The sequence below is a fragment of the Nocardia veterana NBRC 100344 genome (assembly GCF_000308855.1).
GTDB lineage: Bacteria > Actinomycetota > Actinomycetes > Mycobacteriales > Mycobacteriaceae > Nocardia > Nocardia veterana.
The window spans coordinates 12,088-27,416 of record NZ_BAGM01000199.1 but is presented as its reverse complement, the minus strand read 5'-3'; the positions used below and the strand labels follow the sequence as shown (position 1 = coordinate 27,416).

Sequence of the window (15,329 nt, the reverse complement as noted above, 5' to 3'; positions counted from 1 at the left end):
AAAACATCCATGTGAGACACGGTCTAAAACATCCATGTGAGACACGGTCTAAGTGGTGAAATTCAACCTGATTGGATAATGTTTCAGCTGTGCAGTTCATGGTTATTACAGAGCGTTTCAGTGACCGATTCGACGAATCCGATTTTGCGGCGGTAATTCCGGACGAAACCCAGGCGGTGCGCAGGCTGTATATGGATGGTGTGGTACGGGCAATCTGGTTGCGCGGAGATACTCGCGGAGCCTGCTTTATTCTCGAGGCCGAATCTCTCAGCGCCGCAAAGGATGTAGTCGCGACCTTTCCTCTGGCGCAGAAGGAGATGTCAGAATTCCGCATCATTCCGCTGCAACCATACGGTGGCTTCGGACCGCAATAGACCACGCGACCGTAATTCACCTGACACGATCCAACATCAGGGAGCAACGATGACCAGACGCGCGATTGTCACCGGCGGCGGTACGGGGATCGGGAGGGAGGTAGCCCGGCGCCTGGCCTCCGAGGGCACGTCGGTGACGATCGTCGGCTGCCGCTGCTGGAGGCCACCGCCAGGGAAATCAACGCCGAGATCGGAGCTGGGCGCGTGAATGCTGTGTCCGCCGACCTCCCCTACGGGGCTGCGAAAGCAGCATTGCATGGTTGGTCGATGGGTTTGGCCCAACAGCTTGCGCCGCAAGGTATTACCGTCAATGTCGTCGCGCCCAGATTTGTGCCCGACACCGAGTTTTGGGCCGACCGGCTGACGCCGGAACTGGAAGCCGACCGGGTCTCGCAGATCCCTCTAGGCCGCGCCGGAACACCCGCCGAGGTCGCCGCGGGCTACCTCACTTCCGCCGAGGCCGGATGGACTACCGGCCAGATCCTGCAAATCAACGGCGGTGCGTTGCTCGGGCGTGGATGAACAGGCCCGCGTTTCATGCTGGTTGCCGATCGACCTATGTGGTGAGGACGAGAGGCAGGGTCGCGGTGTAGGCGGCGAGCAGTAGTGCCGCTTCGATAATGGTGAGCCGCAGGTCGCGGCGGAGTAGGAGCCAGGCCAGGACCGCGGTGGTGAGCATGGTGAGCGCGAGCGCGGGCCGGATGGTCACGCTGTGTGCGGGGCCGGTGAACAGGCCGACGATACCGCCGCCGATGAGGCTGTTGAACAGGTTGCTGCCGAAGATGTTTCCGATGAGCAGGTCGGTTTCGCCGCGGCGGCGGGCTTGGATGGCGGCGACGAGTTCGGGGATGGAGGTGCCGAGGGCGACGAGGGTGGCGCCGATGATCAGCTGCGGGACACCGAAGTGGGTGGCGATGGCTGCCGCGTTGGTGACGAGCAGTTGTGCGGCGATCAGCACCGCCGCCAATCCGGCTGCCGTTCGGGGGATTTCACGGATGGCGCGAACGGCGGGCGCGGCCGGCGTTTCGGCGGTGAACTCGGTGGTCTGTGCGGTGAGTGCGGTATCGGTGCGGTCCGTGCGAGCCCAATACATCAGCAGGGTGACGGCGCCGACGCCGAACGCACACAGCATCAGGCCGGTCCACAGGTTCAATCCGATGGTGATCGCGGCGGCGAAGACGGCGACACAGACGGTGGCGACGGTGACTTCGCGGTTGATGACGGTGGAGGTGGCGGTGATGGTGCCGAAGAGTGCGGCGACGCCGAGCACGAGGGTGATGTTGAGGATGTTGGAGCCGACCAGGTTACCGGCGGCGATGCCGCCGTTGCCGGTTGCTGCCGCGGTTCCGGAGACGACGAATTCCGGTGCGGAGGTGCCCAATCCGATGACGACGACACCGACGATGGCCGGTGGCAGTCGCATCAGTTGTGCCAGGCTGGCGGCGCCGAGGACCAGGTGATCGGCGGCGAGTGGGAGGATGATCAAACCGGCCAGTACACCGAGAACCTGAACGAGCAGATGACCCTCCAACCCTCCGCGGGCTCGCTCGTGGCCGCCCGCTGCCGGTTGTCCATGTTACCGATATCGGCCCGATTGTGTTGTGGGCCAGCGATTGAGCGAATAGTCGGCGGGCGCGGGAAGCCGACTCGGTCGCTGCGGGATCGTGGTCGGCACCCTCGGCCCGCCATCCGCGGATCGGGTGGCGGGCCGAGAGCGGTGCCGGACTGACGGGGCAGGCTCTGCGTCGTGACGTGTCCGCTGCCGTCGCCGGGCGTTTCCGTCAGGCGAGATCGCGGTGGTTGAACCGGTAGGTGCCGGCGGCGACGAGGATGACGGAGGCGACGGCGAGGACACCGATTGCGGTCGGGTCGAAGCCGTTTCGGAGTGGCTCGTTGTTGATGTAGTAGTGGAACGGGGACAGGTAGGCGGCCCAGTCGAGGCCGAGCTGGCCGGCGAAGGTGTGCGCGGCGTAGGCGGCGATCCCGACGATGGCGGTGATCGCGAAAACGACTCCGCGGCGTCCGTACGCGGCGCCGATACCGGTGGCCAGGGCACCGAAGGTGACGATGAGCGCGACGACGTGCACGCATTGGGCAGCGAAATGTGCGGGGCTGATCGCTGTCAGGTCGGCGCCGCTACGGATGGCAAGCATGGCCAGCCACAGCGCGACACCGATGCCGGTGGCGGCGGCCACGAGCGCGGCGAAGCGTTGCAGGATCAGCGAGGTGCGGGTGATGGGGTGGGCCAGCAGCAGGTCCAGGGTGCCGGACTCTTCGTCGGTGGCCGTGACGCGGGCGCCGACCGCGGCGCCGAAGAACATGGCCAGTAGCGGCACGATCAACCCGAATACGGTGGAGCCGAGATAGCCGGGCGCGGAGGCGAAGTCGTTCATGTTCAGTGCCTCGCGCAGGCTTTCGGGCAGGCTCTCGGTCTGGGCGGCACCGTTTTTCGCCATCTGCGGGTAGAAGGCGGCATACATGGTGGCGGCGGCGGTGATGCCCGCGGTCCAGCCGAGCAGGCTGCGGCGGTTGACCCGAAGCGTCTTGGTGAATATCACGGTGCGTGCGGTCGCCATGGCGGGTTCGATCATCGGGGCGAGCGCGGTGGAAACGGTGTTCATGTCGTATATGTCCTTGCGTGTGAAGGGGAGCGGTGTCAGGCAGTGGGCCGGGGTGCTGCCTCGGCGCCCGCGTAGTGGCTGTGGAAGATCTCGTCGAGGTGCGCTTCGGTCGTGTGCAGCGCGGTGACCGTGTGGCGGGCGGCGGCTTTCAGGATCGCGTCGGGGGTTCCGGTCAGTCCGGCGCGCAGGGTGGTGCCGGTGTCGTCGAGTGCCGGGTCGATCAGGCCGGGGAGGTCGCGGAACTCATCGATCGATACCGGTGCGGCGAAGTCGATTTCGATGCGGCGAGCGGCGGCGGCTCGGAGGTCGGTAACGGTGTCGAGGGCAACGAGGTGTCCGTCACGCAGGATGCCGATGCGGTCGGCGACGGCTTCGACCTCGTCCATGATGTGGCTGGACATGAAGACGGTCTGCCCGCCGGCGGCGGCTTCGGTGACCAGTTCCAGGAAGGTTTGCTGGACCAGAGGGTCCAGGCCGGAAGTGGGTTCGTCGAGGATCAGCAACTCCGGGGTGTGCATGAACGCCTGTACGAGTCCGACCTTCTGGCGGTTGCCCTTCGACAGACTCTTGATCGTCGAGGTCTGATCCAGGCCCAGGCGGGAGGCGAGGTCGTCGATGCGGTGCTGGGGAACACCGCCGCGCAGATCGGCCAGAAACCGCAGGCAGTCGCGTACTCGCTGGCGGCCGTCGACGACGAAATCGCCTGCGAGGTAACCGATCCGCCGCCGGATCTCGACCCCGTCATGCCGCGGGTCGAGCCCGAGGACCGTGGCGGTGCCGGAGGTCGGGCGGATGAGGTCCAGCAGCAGCCGGATGGTGGTGGACTTCCCGGCGCCGTTGGGGCCCAGGTAACCGAACACCTCGCCGGCGCGGACGTCGAGGGTGAGTCCCGTCAGTCCCCGGCGGGCGCCGTAGGTCTTGGTGAGGTCGCGGATCTCGATGGCGTTGCTCATGACTCAAACAGTAATGAAGTTTCAGAGATGTGTAAATATTCAGAACTGTTGGAGTGTTCTGTATGGTGGTGTCATGAGTTCCGAGCAGCGACTTCGTGATGCGGCCGAGCGGCTGGCCTTGAACCTGGCGCAGGGCGGGATGCAGAAGACGACGGCGCGGGTGATGACCGCGCTGCTGTACACCGAGCAGGACACGATGACAGCGGCCGATCTGTGTGAACGGTTGTCGATCAGTGCCGGGGCGGTATCGGCAGCGGTCAAACATCTGACACAGTCGGGGATGGTCGAGCGGGTACCGGCGCCGGGCAGCCGTCGCGAGCACTACCGATTCCCCAAAGGCGTGTGGGCGGACCTGTTCTCACAACAGAACGCCATGCTGAAGGTGATGCAGGACGCCGCCCAGGACGGCCTCGATGTGGTCGCCGACGACACTCCCACCGCTGTCCGGCTGCGTGAGATGCAGGACTTCTACGCCTACATGGCACAGGAGATGCCCGCACTCATCGAACGCTGGCGCGAACAACAGGGATAAGGAAGTCTCCGCGGCACTCCGACAGAACCCGGGTGGCGAGTCGGCTGCTCCGCTGTCGTGAGGCACCCTGGTGAAGTGTGCCGGGGTATCACCAGCGCCGGATCACTCGCGCTGAGTAGGTTGCGTATGCGCGGTGATTCCCGCGGTCGCAGCCGATTTCGGGTGTGGCCGATTTGCCCGCGCGGGTCATTTACGGCATCTTTACTGCCAGGTGTGCCGGGAAGTCTGGTCGGCGAGTCGTACCCGTGACCTCGGGTGACGAGTGGAATGACCGGCGGGAGGCGCCTTGGTGTGCAGCATCGGATCGATCTTGATGGAATTGCTACCGGCGCATATGCCGGGATCGGTCGTATGCTGCGGGTGTGCATGCTTCACAGATGGTCGAGGACTATCCGGTAGTCGGGATGGACACCGACGCGCTGGACGCGGCTCGGCTGCTGGCCGAGCACCGGTTGCCCGGCATAGTCGTCACCGACGGGACCGGAAGGCCGGAGGCGGTACTGCCGGCATCGCAAGTGGTGCGCTTTCTCGTACCGACCTACGTGCAGGACGATCCGTCGCTGGCGGGGGTGTTGAGCGAGTCCATGTGCGAACGGGTCGTGGCGAAACTTCGCGGCAAGACGGTACGCGATGTGATTCCCGAGCAACTGGTGAAGGTCCCGGCGGCGAAAGCCGACGACACCGTCATCGAGGTCGCGGCCCTGATGGCGCAATACCGCAGCCCCCTGGTAGCGGTGCTCCAAGATTCCGAGCTCATCGGCGTGATCACCGCCTCGCGGCTGCTGCAGGCATCACTGCAGAACTGCTGACCCGGCCCGAGGGCGGCTCCGGTTCGATCCCGGGGCAGACGCGATGAGCGGCACCGCGATCATCGCCGTGGTGGTGTTCGCCGTGGCCTACGTGCTCATCGCCACCGAACGAATCCACAAGACCAAGGCGGCCCTGGGCGGCGCGGCGATCGTCCTCGCCGCCGGTGTGGTCGGCTCTTCGGACATCTTCTTCTCCCACGACACCGGCATCGACTGGAACGTGGTGTTCCTGCTGCTCGGCATGATGATCATCGTCGGTGTCCTGCGCCAGACCGGAGTCTTCGAATACACCGCGATCTGGGCGGCCAAGCGCGCCAAGGGATCTCCGCTGCGCGTGATGATCCTGCTGACGCTCATCACCGCCGTGGCCTCCGCCTTTCTGGACAATGTGACCACTGTCCTGCTGATCGCCCCGGTCACGCTGCTGGTGTGCGATCGTCTGGATATCCGGCCGGCCCCATTCCTGATCGCGGAGGTGCTGGCATCCAATATCGGTGGTGCCGCCACCCTGATCGGCGACCCGCCCAATATCATCATCGGCAGCCGGGCCGGGCTGACGTTCAACGACTTTCTCGTTCATATGACCCCGTTGGTCGTCATCGAGCTCGTGGTGTTCACTCTGGTGCTGCCGTGGTTGTTCCGCGGCAGCTTCACCGTGGACCCCGAGCGTGCCGCGGACGTGATGGCATTGGACGAACGGGAGGCGATTCGCGACAGCGGGCTGCTGATCAAATGCGGGCTGGTGCTGGCGGCCGTCTTCGCGGGCTTCGTCGGGCATTCGGTGTTCCATATCGATCCGTCGGTCGTGGCATTGCTCGGCGCCGGAGTGCTGGTGCTGACTTCCGGTGTGGCAGAGAAGGATTACCTGTCCGCGGTGGAGTGGGACACCCTGCTGTTCTTCGCCGGGCTGTTCGTGATGATCGGTGCCCTGGTGAAAACCGGTGTGATCGAGCGGCTTTCGCACTACGCCGTCGATGCCACCGGCGGCAATGCCCTCGTGGCGACCATGCTGATCCTGGTCGTGTCCGCCGTGTTGTCCGGGGTGATCGACAACATCCCCTATGTCGCGACGATGAGCCCGCTGGTCGCCGAACTCGTCGCCGGGATGGACCAGCATGCGACGTCGCTGTGGTGGGCGCTGGCAATCGGCGCCGATTTCGGCGGCAACCTCACCGCCGTGGGCGCCAGCGCCAATGTCGTGATGCTCGGCATCGCCAAACGCGCCGAAAACCCGATCTCGTTCTGGGAATTCACCCGCAAAGGCGCCGTCGTCACCGCCATCACCATCGTCGTCGCGGCGCCGTATCTGTGGTTGCGATATTTCGTGCTCGCGTAGCCCGCCGTGCGCGATGTCGGCGGATTGCCTGGGACGTGACGGGCTTGCTGTCCGGCAGGTCGCCCGTCGGTTCGATCCGCAGGAGTCTGGCGACCGGTGACGTGTTCATCCGTAGTGCAGTGGTGGTCAGAGACGTTCCGTCGGTGCGATCGCAATCCCCGACGGCGTCAAGACGGTGTATAGACTCGCCTGCGCGTCGTAGGGAATTCGTCGACAACAGCACGGGGGCGTGCTGGTTTCGACGGTGCCCGAGCGCCGGGCCGATTGGGTCCGCGATATCGGTTCCAGAAGCGAGGAGTGCATCGTTGAGCAACGCCGTGGCCGTCGGTCTGTTATCCGTACCGGCCGGGTAGCGATGCGTCGCACCGAACTGCCGGTGGTGCGCCGGTTCGGTCCGCTCGGGCATCCGGCGCGGCTCACCGTGGCGGGTTTCCTCGCGGCGACCGTGGTCGGGGCACTGTTGCTGATGCTTCCGATCTCCTCCGCGTCGGGCACGTCGGTTCCGCTGTCGACGGCGCTGTTCACCGCCACCTCCGCGGTGTGTGTGACGGGACTGGTTGTCGTCGATACGGCGACCTATTGGTCTCCGTTCGGTCAGGCCGTGGTTCTCGGCCTGATTCAGATCGGCGGGCTGGGGATCATGACGGCCGCCTCGCTGCTGGGCTTGCTGGTCGCGCGACGGATGGGATTGCGGATGCAGCTCATCGCCCAGGCCGAAACGAAGACCTTGCGCCTGGGCCAGACCCGCCGTGTGGTTCTCGGGGTCGTGACGATGAGCCTGCTCGTGGAGGCGGCAATCGCGGTGGTCCTGACCCTTCGCCGGCTCTCCACGTCGGCGGATTCGATCGGGCAGGCCGTGTATTTCGGTGTGTTCCATGCGATATCGGCATACAACAACGCCGGATTCGCACTCCACGAAGACAGTCTGGTCCGGTATGCCAGCGACGCGTGGATGATCGTGCCGATCACGGTGGCATTCATCCTGGGTGGCATCGGGTTTCCGGTCGTGTTCGAGGTGTCGCGGGCGGTGCGCGCATCTCGTCGCGGCCGCCGTGTCGCGGGCTGGTCCCTGCATACAAAGATCACAGTGCTCACCTACTTCGGACTGCTGCTGTTCGGCGCAGTGCTGGTGACCGCGTTGGAATGGACGAACCCGGGCACCCTGGGCCCGCTGTCACTGCCGGGCAAGCTACTGACCGGCGCCTTCCACGGCGCGAGCCCGCGCACGGCCGGATTCAACTCCGTGGATGTGGGCGCGATGCACCCGACCACGTTGCTGGTCAACGATGTGCTGATGTTCATCGGGGGCGGCAGCGCGGGAACCGCCGGCGGGATCAAGGTGACCACGTTCGCGCTACTGGCGTTCGTGGTCTACGCGGAGGTGCGTGGCCAGCCGACAGTGCATGTGATGGGGCGCCGGTTGGCGGCCACGGTGCAGCGCCAGGCGATCACGGTCGCGTTGCTCGGTGTGGCGGTAGTGCTCACCGCCACCATGATCCTGCAGCAGTTGTCGCAATTGCCGCTGGATGCGGTGCTGTTCGAGGTGGTTTCGGCCTTCGGCACCGTCGGTCTGTCCACGGGGATCACCGCGGATCTTCCCGCTGCCGGGCAGGTGGTGCTGATCGTGATGATGTTCATCGGCCGGGTGGGTCCGATCACCCTGGCGTCCGCGCTGGCGCTGCGCGAGTACGGACGACGTTACGAACTACCGGAGGAGCGTCCCATCGTTGGCTAGAACATCCATGGCAAAGCTGCCCAAACATCCGACCAGCCGGGTGGTGGTGATCGGTCTGGGCCGGTTCGGCGGTTCGCTGGCCCGGGAACTGGTCGAACACGGTTCCGAGGTGCTGGCGATCGACTCCGACGCGCGGCTGGTGCAACAGTATTCCGATGAGCTGACCCACGTCGCGGTCGCCGACACCACCGACCCGGACGCGCTCGAGCAGCTCGGCGTCCCGGATTTCCCGCGGGCTGTCGTCGGGATCGGGGGGAGCCTGGAGGCCAGCATTCTGACCACCTCATTGCTCGTCGATTTCGGCATCCCGCATATCTGGGCCAAGGCCAACAGCCGTCAGCACGGACGCATCCTGGAACGCATCGGCGCCCATCATGTCGTGTCGCCCGAATACGACATGGGTGAGCGGATCGCGCATCTGGTCACCGGGCGCATGCTCGACTACATCGAGTTCGACGACGACTACGCCATGGTCCGCACCACCGCGCCACGTGCCGTCGTGGGAATGACACTCACCGGCAGCGGGTTGCGCGAGCACTTCCGTGTGACCGTCGTCGCGATCAAACCGCATGGGGGCGAATTCACCTACGCCACACCGGAAACCGTAGTGTCCGAAGGCGATCAGCTGATCGTGTCGGGCAGTATCGCATGCGTGGAATCGTTCGCCGACCTGGTCTGAGCCCGGCGGTCGAGCTGGCGAGACTTGGCCATACAAAGCGCGACCCGGTCTCGCCGAGGTCGTTGTCGTTCTCGGGGGTCTGGTTCAGTCCGCGATCTCGCGGACGGCCTGGGCGATGGTGCGGAAGTTTTGCTGAGGATCATGGAGCGATTGCTCGAAATCTTGGCGCTGAGAACGTCGTTCGGGTTCTGGCGAATGCCGGCTCGAGTGCGGTTCGTGCCTCCATCGTGCAATCGACGGTCAAGCTGCACTCATAGCGGAATAGCGGTACGGTGGCGAGATGTCCGAGCTGATCGCGGTGGCAGTGATCGTGGCCTTCCTCGCACTGGCTTTGCTGATGCGCAAATACAATCAAAGTGCTGTCATGGAACGCGAACGTAAAGATTCATAAGCGGTTTCGGGGTTGGTAACCGCGTGTACCGGGTGCCCATCATCCGGCCTTCCCGCCTTCTAGTGAGTGGAGGGCCACCGGGACATCTGGTGGATGTCGGTGCCGCGCCAGGCGAGATGGGCATCGGGGCGCACGAGCCGGAAGTCTCGCTGTCCGAGGTCACAGATGAGCGGGATCGTGTTGTCGCCGAGGTAGTTTCGTGTGCAAGGCCACGTATCTAGGTCGCGAGCGGCTGACGTTCGGTTTCGTAGGTGTCGAGCAGGGTGGCGATGGCTCGCCCGTGTATGACGAGCGCGAGTTTCCGCGAGATTCTCGGCGTCGCCGATGCCGGTGACGATGCCTTGCCCGCCCAGCGGACTGTGGATGTGTGCGGCGTCGAGGGCCAGGAGGATTCGGATCTCGCACCGTGACGAGCGGACGCGCAGCGGATGGGCCGGGCTTCGGCACGTTCGACGAGGTCCGATACTCGAGTGGCGGGTGGCCGACCGGCAGTGCAGTCGGCCACCGGTGATCTTGCGGGCGGGGCGTGACAAGCGGTGAACACATGTTTACTATAGTAAACATGTGTTCACCCGATGAGGATCGTACGGCGCGAGCGAGGATTCGCGACGAAGCGCTACGCCTGTTCGCCGACCACGGGCCGGATGTGGTGACGGTGCGGGATATCGCTGCTGCGGCGTCGGTTTCGCCTGCTCTGGTAATGCGGCACTACCGGTCCAAGGATGGGTTGCGTGCCGTGGTGGACGAATATGTGGTCACGGTGTTCGGATCCTTGCTGGACCAGGTCACCGATCCGGGAGCGAATGCGTTCGACACCGGCCGGGCTGGGAGTCTGGCGGAGTTGGTGGTCGAACAGCTTCCGGCTGACTCGCCCGTCCCCGCCTACCTCGGGCGCATGCTGTTGTCGGGAAGTGAGTCCGGGGCAGCGCTTTTCGCTCGTCTCTCTGCGATCAGCCGCGATGCACTCGACGGTATGGCTGCGGCCGGTTGGGCCGAGCGCGGACCGGATCCCGCGGTTCGAGCCGCGTTCTTGCTGGTCAACGATCTCGCTGTGCTGATGTTGCGGCAACGCCTCAGCGAGGTGCTCGGATTCGAACTGTTGTCGACCAGCGGCATGCAGCGGTGGGGCGCGGAAGTGTTGTCGATCTACCGGCACGGCCTGTCGCCCCGCACGGCCGATCCGGACGGCTGAGTTGAAAGGACGAATTCTTCAGCTCGATCATCTCTTTCGTGAAAGGTCAGCCATGTCGAAAATCGCTACAATGCCTGCCGCGGTCGGCGATGCCCTCGTTGCCGGGGCTACCAAGGCCCTGCACAATCGGCGGCTCATGCGCGCGCCCATACAGCTGTACCGGGCGCGCCTCGGGTTCCTGTTCGGATCACGCATGCTGATGCTCGAACACATCGGCCGCAAGTCCGGCGCGCGCCGATACGTTGTTCTGGAAGTGATCGACCATCCCGAGCCGGACACGTATGTGGTGGTCTCGGGATTCGGGACCCGGGCACAGTGGTTCCGCAATCTGCAGGTCCATCCGTCGGGGCGAGTATGGACCGGTTTGCGCGCGGCGGTACCGGCTGCCGCGCGAGTGCTGAATTCCGAAGAGGCTGCGGCATCGTTGCAGTCCTACATCACGCGTCACCGCCGTGCCTGGAACGCGTTGAAGCCCGCGATCGAGAACACCTTCGGCGCCGCGATCGACGAAACAGCGCCGGGCATCCCGATGGTCGAACTGCGGCTGGATCACTGAGGAGCAGCAGACCGGCGGGTATCGGCGGCGGTGGGATCGCGTGCTGTGTTCGCCGGGAATGCGCGTGCGTCGACACGTTCGGTGCGACCATGTCGGAGGTGGAGGGTTACGACGCGCAGGAGCGGTACGCACTGTGCGATCTGTTCGTTGAAGTCGGGCCCGATGCGTCCACACTGCTCGCCGACTGGACGGCCCGCGACCTCGCCGCGCACCTGTTGCTGCGCGAGCGTGATCTCCTGGCCGGGCCATGTCTGGTGCTTCCTGGTCCGTTTCAGCGATTCGCGCAGAGGCGCATGTCGAGGTTGGCGGAACGAACGGAGTTCGGATGGCTTGTCCGACAGCTACGGGCGGGACCGCCACCTGGTGTGTTTCGCGTTCGCTGGATGCGCTCCTTTCCGAGCCTCAACGAATTCTTCGTGCACCATGAGGATCTGCGCAGAGCGAACGGGCTGGGCCCGCGGACCGGCCTGGCGCCTGGGATGGAGAGTGCTCTGTGGCGCAACGTTCGCCGCAGTGGCCACTATCTGAGCCGGAGGGTGCGTGGGGTCGCACTCGAAATCGTATGGGCGGGAACCGGTGAGAGCATGTGGGTTCGAAAGGCTGACCGAGTGGTGCGGCTGAGCGGTCCGCCCGGGGAGCTTCTGTTGTTTCTGTTCGGCCGCCAAGCGGTGGCCCACGTCGATCTGTCGGGACCCAAGGACGCCGTCGCCGTGGTTCGCCGGTCGCATTTCGGGATGTGAATCCGCCGCCTTGCGTGCTGAGTGGGCATGCGGTGGTCAATGCAGGTCGAGGCGCTCGAACGCGATGACACTCGCTGTGACTGTGGCGAGGGCGAGTCCGGACAGAACGCCGAACCATGCGACGGAAAGGCCATGGTCGAGTTGTCCGTCGCCGACGGCGTAGAAGAACGGGGAGGCGAATCGTGCGGGGGCCAGCCAGTGCACGACGGGAGCGAGGGAGCTGATCAGGTAGGCCGCGGCGGCGAGGGCCGAGGTGACTCCCAGTGCGGTGCCGCGGCTGCCGGATGCTGCGCCGATGAGCATGGCGACGGCGCCGAAGTCCACTCCGAGCAGGAGGACACCGACGGTGATACCGGCCAGAGCGCCGGTATCGACGTCGAGGTCGAAGCCGCGCCCGATGACGACGCAGGCCGTGGTGGCCAGTGTGGCGGGCAGCGCGAGCAGGACCAGCGCGCCCGCCTTCTGCAGCACGATCGTGCGGCGGGAAATGGGCAGTGTCGCAACCAGTCCGAGGGTTCCGTCCTCGTCTTGTCCGGCAAGGCAGGACGCGCCGTATCCGATGGTGATGAGGAGGATGACCAGTGGGACGAAGTTGGCGTACAGGTTGGCGTTGAGCCAGCCGGTCGGGCTGGTCAGCGAACCACTGACGCCGAACAGCGCGGCCATGGTCGGGTCGTTGGTGAGCAGTTGGTCGAGGCTGGTGTCGTTTCGGAACGACGGATACAGCGCGACGATCACCAGTGCGTAGGCAGCGAGCCCGATGGTGTAGCCGTAGACGGATCGGCGCCGCAATCGCAGGTCCAAGCCCGTCAGTCCGGTGTCAGGCATCGTGGGACCCGCCCAGTTCGTCGCGGTAATAGGTCCGGAACAGCTCGTCGAGATCGGCGGGTCGTGCGGTGACGTCCACCGCATCCAATGCGGCGGCGGTGCGAAGTACCGGTGCGACCGGGCCGGTGACGGCGAGTGTGACCCGGGGGCCGGTGTCGTGCAGCACCTGGACGCCGTCGAGGCCGGAGAACGCGTCGGTGCCGGGCGGATGGGTGAACTCGAATTCGATGGTGCGCGGGGCATTCCGGCGCATTCCGTCGACGGTGTCGCTGACCACGATGCGTCCTTCCTTGATGATCGCGAGCCGGTCGACCAGGCGCTGGACCTCGTCGAGCTCGTGTGATGACAGGAAAACGGTGCGTCCGTCGGCGACGGTCTCGCGGACGAGCCGGGCGAATTCGTCTTGGAGTAGCGGGTCCAGTCCGGCGGTCGGCTCGTCCAGGACGAGCAGGTCGGGTCGGTGCATGAACGCCAGCAGCAGGCCGATCTTCTGCCGATTGCCCTTCGACAGGGTGCGGACGGGGCGATGGAGCTCCACCCCGAACCGCTCGACGAGTTCGTCGCAGTAGCCCAGGTCGGTGAGACGGCGGATACGCGCGAATCGGTCGATATGCTCGCGTCCGGTCAGGCGCTGATAGAGCGCCAGCTCGCCGGGTAGGTAACCGACCCTGCGGTGGATGGCGACGGCATCGCGAGTCGGGTCGAGGCCCAGCACCCGCATATGGCCGGAGGTCGGTCGATACAGGCCGAGCAGCAGGCGGATGGTGGTGGACTTGCCTGCGCCGTTCGGGCCGAGGAACCCGAATACCTCGCCCGCGGCCACGTCGATGCCGATATCGGCGACACCACGATTGCGGCCGAACGTCTTGGTGAGCTGTTCGGTTGCGATCACGTCGCTCATCGGTGGGCACCTCCTCGAGTGACGTGCGCGAGCGCAGCCACCGGCAGTGGGCGAGCGCTCCGATACAGAGGGTCGACTCGTACATCGTCCGGCATGTTGGACGACTCGGTCGGCCGAATGGGGATCGCGACGCCGGGAGCCGTCGACCAGGCCTGACCCGTCGGTGGATGAAAGGCCACGACAAACCCTCTCGCGCGTGGATGCCGGTTCATTCCGGTGCGGGTGGGGTGAAGGCGGCCAGGTCGTAGATGCCGAGTTGCCGCTCGATATCGGCGATCTGGTCGAGGTAGTTCGATACGCCGTGGTCGCCGAATCGCTGCTGCTGCGCGTGCGCGATCTGCTCTGATATCTCGTCGAAGGTGCGGCCGTCGGCGGTGACCTCACGGAACGCGGGGAACACGATGGTGTCCTCTCGCGCTTCGTGCGGTTCGTACATGGTGATGAACCGGTCGAGGGTGCGGGCGAGATCGGACCGGCTGTCGGCGGTCGCGAACCCAGGAGCCGAGCCCATCCCGGGCATGTCCATGGTGGTCGTCGATCGGATGATCGCGATGGTGAGTTTGCGTCCGACGTCGTGCTGGGTCAACAGAGTCCGGATGGTGTCGGGCAGTTTTCCGGCGCGCAGCAAGCGGGGGAATACGTAGCCCTCTTCGATGCCCTCGTGGAAGTCTTCGATGTAGGAGTGGACCATCTGAGCGGAATGGAAAAGCAGCGCGGGGTCGAGGTGATCGCCGGTCGTCAGACGGTGGCCACAGTTGCGGTAGATCAACAGGATTCGCTTCAGCAGGCCGTGATCGGTCATCAGTTCCTCGGTGGCCGGGACGACCGGGGCCGCCGGTTGCGATGCGAGGGCGTGCTGTGCACCGACGGTGAGACCCGCCCCTACCACCAGGCCACCGATTCCCGCACCGCCCAGCAGCATGGCTCGCCGGTTCATCGCCGGGCGGGGCGACCGTGGCGAGTGCTCATGCTGCTCCGGGTCGGCGGTGTCGGTCCGTTCGTGGTCGGTCACCGGTGTCCTCCGTTCATGGTCGTCGGCGGCGTGCCTTCCCGCATGCCAGGCATCGGCTGCGGGCGTGGGCTCGGATTCGCCTGTGTTCCGGCAACGGCATAGGTGCCCTTGGGCATCACGCCCAGTTGGTCCGGCGGGACGATGGCTTTGCCGTCCGGGTTCATGACGAACCAGGAATCGCCGTTGAGGTTGAGGCCCTGGCCGTTGGCCTGTCCCGGCTCGACATCGCCTGCGTAGGCATACAGGGGATGGCCGGCATAGGTGGCGATCTTCCGCCCGTAGGGGCCGGAAATCGTTCCCAGGAGTCGTTGCTGGACTCCGTTGCCGGCGCGTAGATCCTGGTCGGCCGGTACTGTGACCGGCGGCCAGCTGCCCATACACGCATCGCTGCAACTCGTCGAATGATCGGTATCGGTCGGGAAGATGTAGAGCGTGTAGCCCCGGGCGTCGACGAGGACCGGGCCCAGACCGGCGATGGTGCGGGTCGTGATGAGGACCGGGCCCGGCTGTGGGCTGATCAGCGGTTCTGGGCCACCCGCGGGCGGGGCCGGGGTGTGTGCTCCGCAGGCGCCCACGGCGGCAGCGGTGATGAGGGCCAACAAGGGCACGATGATGTTTCGGGGTCCGAAACCCAATTCGACCTCCTGGACGATTGCCGTGCGGGTGGGTG

General features: G+C 65.4%; 18 protein-coding genes and 1 pseudogene. 11 read left to right on the top strand and 8 right to left on the bottom strand.

Annotated elements, in window-relative coordinates; translation table 11 throughout:
- Nucleotides 1–89 precede the first annotated feature (89 nt).
- From ON37_RS27500 to ON37_RS32070, 3 genes are read left to right on the top strand one after another with little or no spacing between them, the layout of a single operon-like run.
- On the top strand, nt 90–374 hold the full coding sequence (locus tag ON37_RS27500; RefSeq protein WP_040723604.1) for a hypothetical protein: 285 nt from the start codon (nt 90–92) through the stop codon (nt 372–374).
- 49 nt (nt 375–423) lie between these two features.
- Nucleotides 424–582 carry an SDR family NAD(P)-dependent oxidoreductase gene (locus tag ON37_RS34780; RefSeq protein WP_157171622.1) on the top strand — a complete coding sequence of 53 codons (159 nt, stop codon included), beginning with the start codon at nt 424–426 and terminating at the stop codon, nt 580–582.
- Nucleotides 579–896 carry an SDR family NAD(P)-dependent oxidoreductase gene (locus tag ON37_RS32070; RefSeq protein WP_306306516.1) on the top strand — a complete coding sequence of 106 codons (318 nt, stop codon included), beginning with the start codon at nt 579–581 and terminating at the stop codon, nt 894–896. Before ON37_RS34780 ends, ON37_RS32070 begins: the two co-directional genes overlap by 4 nt.
- 34 nt (nt 897–930) lie before the next feature.
- Here ON37_RS32070 and ON37_RS27490 read toward each other — a convergent pair whose 3' ends face one another.
- The 3 genes from ON37_RS27490 to ON37_RS27480 form a co-directional block, all read right to left on the bottom strand.
- Nucleotides 931–1,905, bottom strand: a complete 975-nt coding sequence (locus ON37_RS27490) for a sodium:calcium antiporter (protein WP_210742620.1) — start codon at nt 1,903–1,905, stop codon at nt 931–933.
- Between the two features lie 250 nt (nt 1,906–2,155).
- Nucleotides 2,156–2,995 carry an ABC transporter permease subunit gene (locus tag ON37_RS27485; protein ID WP_083893325.1) on the bottom strand — a complete coding sequence of 280 codons (840 nt, stop codon included), beginning with the start codon at nt 2,993–2,995 and terminating at the stop codon, nt 2,156–2,158.
- Between the two features lie 35 nt (nt 2,996–3,030).
- The gene (locus tag ON37_RS27480) at nt 3,031–3,948 is read right to left on the bottom strand and encodes an ABC transporter ATP-binding protein (RefSeq protein WP_040723602.1); all 918 of its coding nucleotides are present in this window, start codon (nt 3,946–3,948) and stop codon (nt 3,031–3,033) included.
- A 73-nt stretch (nt 3,949–4,021) separates the two neighbouring features.
- Here ON37_RS27480 and ON37_RS27475 point away from each other — a divergent pair, with 73 nt between their 5' ends.
- The 5 genes from ON37_RS27475 (at nt 4,022) to ON37_RS27455 (ending at nt 9,039) form a co-directional block, all read left to right on the top strand.
- Nucleotides 4,022–4,480: a GbsR/MarR family transcriptional regulator gene (locus ON37_RS27475; protein WP_040723601.1), complete on the top strand. Its 459-nt coding sequence runs from the start codon at nt 4,022–4,024 to the stop codon at nt 4,478–4,480.
- A gap of 377 nt (nt 4,481–4,857) precedes the next feature.
- Entirely contained in the window at nt 4,858–5,289 is a 432-nt protein-coding gene (locus ON37_RS27470; RefSeq protein ID WP_085997409.1) for a CBS domain-containing protein, read from the top strand.
- Nucleotides 5,290–5,332: 43 nt separating this feature from the next.
- A complete protein-coding gene (locus ON37_RS27465) occupies nt 5,333–6,625 on the top strand; it encodes an ArsB/NhaD family transporter (RefSeq protein WP_040723599.1) in 1,293 nt (430 codons plus the stop codon).
- Between the two features lie 355 nt (nt 6,626–6,980).
- On the top strand, nt 6,981–8,360 hold the full coding sequence (locus ON37_RS27460; RefSeq protein ID WP_040723598.1) for a TrkH family potassium uptake protein: 1,380 nt from the start codon (nt 6,981–6,983) through the stop codon (nt 8,358–8,360).
- Nucleotides 8,361–8,367: 7 nt separating this feature from the next.
- Nucleotides 8,368–9,039 carry a potassium channel family protein gene (locus tag ON37_RS27455; protein WP_174362154.1) on the top strand — a complete coding sequence of 224 codons (672 nt, stop codon included), beginning with the start codon at nt 8,368–8,370 and terminating at the stop codon, nt 9,037–9,039.
- Between the two features lie 617 nt (nt 9,040–9,656).
- On the opposite strand, the pseudogene ON37_RS34355 reads toward ON37_RS27455, so the two are convergent.
- Nucleotides 9,657–9,825: pseudogene (locus ON37_RS34355) on the bottom strand (FAD-dependent monooxygenase); the annotation flags it as partial.
- Nucleotides 9,826–9,992: 167 nt separating this feature from the next.
- Here ON37_RS34355 and ON37_RS27450 point away from each other — a divergent pair.
- From ON37_RS27450 to ON37_RS27440, 3 genes are all read left to right on the top strand, one after another.
- Nucleotides 9,993–10,622, top strand: coding sequence for a TetR/AcrR family transcriptional regulator (locus ON37_RS27450; protein ID WP_040723596.1), 630 nt, complete (start codon nt 9,993–9,995; stop codon nt 10,620–10,622).
- Nucleotides 10,623–10,758: 136 nt separating this feature from the next.
- Nucleotides 10,759–11,178 (top strand): nitroreductase family deazaflavin-dependent oxidoreductase, encoded by a 420-nt coding sequence (locus tag ON37_RS27445; RefSeq protein ID WP_040723615.1) that lies wholly within the window; start codon nt 10,759–10,761, stop codon nt 11,176–11,178.
- A gap of 89 nt (nt 11,179–11,267) precedes the next feature.
- Nucleotides 11,268–11,918, top strand: a complete 651-nt coding sequence (locus ON37_RS27440) for a TIGR03085 family metal-binding protein (RefSeq protein ID WP_040723595.1) — start codon at nt 11,268–11,270, stop codon at nt 11,916–11,918.
- Between the two features lie 36 nt (nt 11,919–11,954).
- On the opposite strand, the gene ON37_RS27435 is transcribed toward ON37_RS27440, so the two are convergent.
- The 4 genes from ON37_RS27435 to ON37_RS31260 all read right to left on the bottom strand — a co-directional run bounded on the left by ON37_RS27435 (nt 11,955) and on the right by ON37_RS31260 (nt 15,294).
- Entirely contained in the window at nt 11,955–12,746 is a 792-nt protein-coding gene (locus ON37_RS27435; RefSeq protein ID WP_040723594.1) for an ABC transporter permease, read from the bottom strand.
- On the bottom strand, nt 12,739–13,647 hold the full coding sequence (locus tag ON37_RS27430) for an ABC transporter ATP-binding protein (RefSeq protein ID WP_040723592.1): 909 nt from the start codon (nt 13,645–13,647) through the stop codon (nt 12,739–12,741). The genes ON37_RS27435 and ON37_RS27430 overlap by 8 nt, the downstream gene beginning before the upstream one ends.
- Before the next feature lie 208 nt (nt 13,648–13,855).
- The gene (locus tag ON37_RS27425; protein ID WP_051032176.1) at nt 13,856–14,659 is read right to left on the bottom strand and encodes a hemerythrin domain-containing protein; all 804 of its coding nucleotides are present in this window, start codon (nt 14,657–14,659) and stop codon (nt 13,856–13,858) included.
- Nucleotides 14,656–15,294, bottom strand: a complete 639-nt coding sequence (locus ON37_RS31260) for a COG4315 family predicted lipoprotein (RefSeq protein ID WP_051032175.1) — start codon at nt 15,292–15,294, stop codon at nt 14,656–14,658. Before ON37_RS31260 ends, ON37_RS27425 begins: the two co-directional genes overlap by 4 nt.
- Between the last annotated feature and the right edge of the window lie 35 nt (nt 15,295–15,329).

Coding starts and splice junctions, on each gene's coding strand:
- ON37_RS34780 (WP_157171622.1), top strand. CDS start 424: ATGACCAGACGCGCGATTGTCACCGGCGGCGGTACGGGGATCGGGAGG.
- ON37_RS27485 (WP_083893325.1), bottom strand. CDS start 2,995: ATGAACACCGTTTCCACCGCGCTCGCCCCGATGATCGAACCCGCCATG.
- ON37_RS27480 (WP_040723602.1), bottom strand. CDS start 3,948: ATGAGCAACGCCATCGAGATCCGCGACCTCACCAAGACCTACGGCGCC.
- ON37_RS27475 (WP_040723601.1), top strand. CDS start 4,022: ATGAGTTCCGAGCAGCGACTTCGTGATGCGGCCGAGCGGCTGGCCTTG.
- ON37_RS27470 (WP_085997409.1), top strand. CDS start 4,858: ATGGTCGAGGACTATCCGGTAGTCGGGATGGACACCGACGCGCTGGAC.
- ON37_RS27465 (WP_040723599.1), top strand. CDS start 5,333: ATGAGCGGCACCGCGATCATCGCCGTGGTGGTGTTCGCCGTGGCCTAC.
- ON37_RS27460 (WP_040723598.1), top strand. CDS start 6,981: ATGCGTCGCACCGAACTGCCGGTGGTGCGCCGGTTCGGTCCGCTCGGG.
- ON37_RS27455 (WP_174362154.1), top strand. CDS start 8,368: ATGGCAAAGCTGCCCAAACATCCGACCAGCCGGGTGGTGGTGATCGGT.
- ON37_RS27450 (WP_040723596.1), top strand. CDS start 9,993: ATGTGTTCACCCGATGAGGATCGTACGGCGCGAGCGAGGATTCGCGAC.
- ON37_RS27445 (WP_040723615.1), top strand. CDS start 10,759: ATGCGCGCGCCCATACAGCTGTACCGGGCGCGCCTCGGGTTCCTGTTC.
- ON37_RS27440 (WP_040723595.1), top strand. CDS start 11,268: ATGTCGGAGGTGGAGGGTTACGACGCGCAGGAGCGGTACGCACTGTGC.
- ON37_RS27435 (WP_040723594.1), bottom strand. CDS start 12,746: ATGCCTGACACCGGACTGACGGGCTTGGACCTGCGATTGCGGCGCCGA.
- ON37_RS27430 (WP_040723592.1), bottom strand. CDS start 13,647: ATGAGCGACGTGATCGCAACCGAACAGCTCACCAAGACGTTCGGCCGC.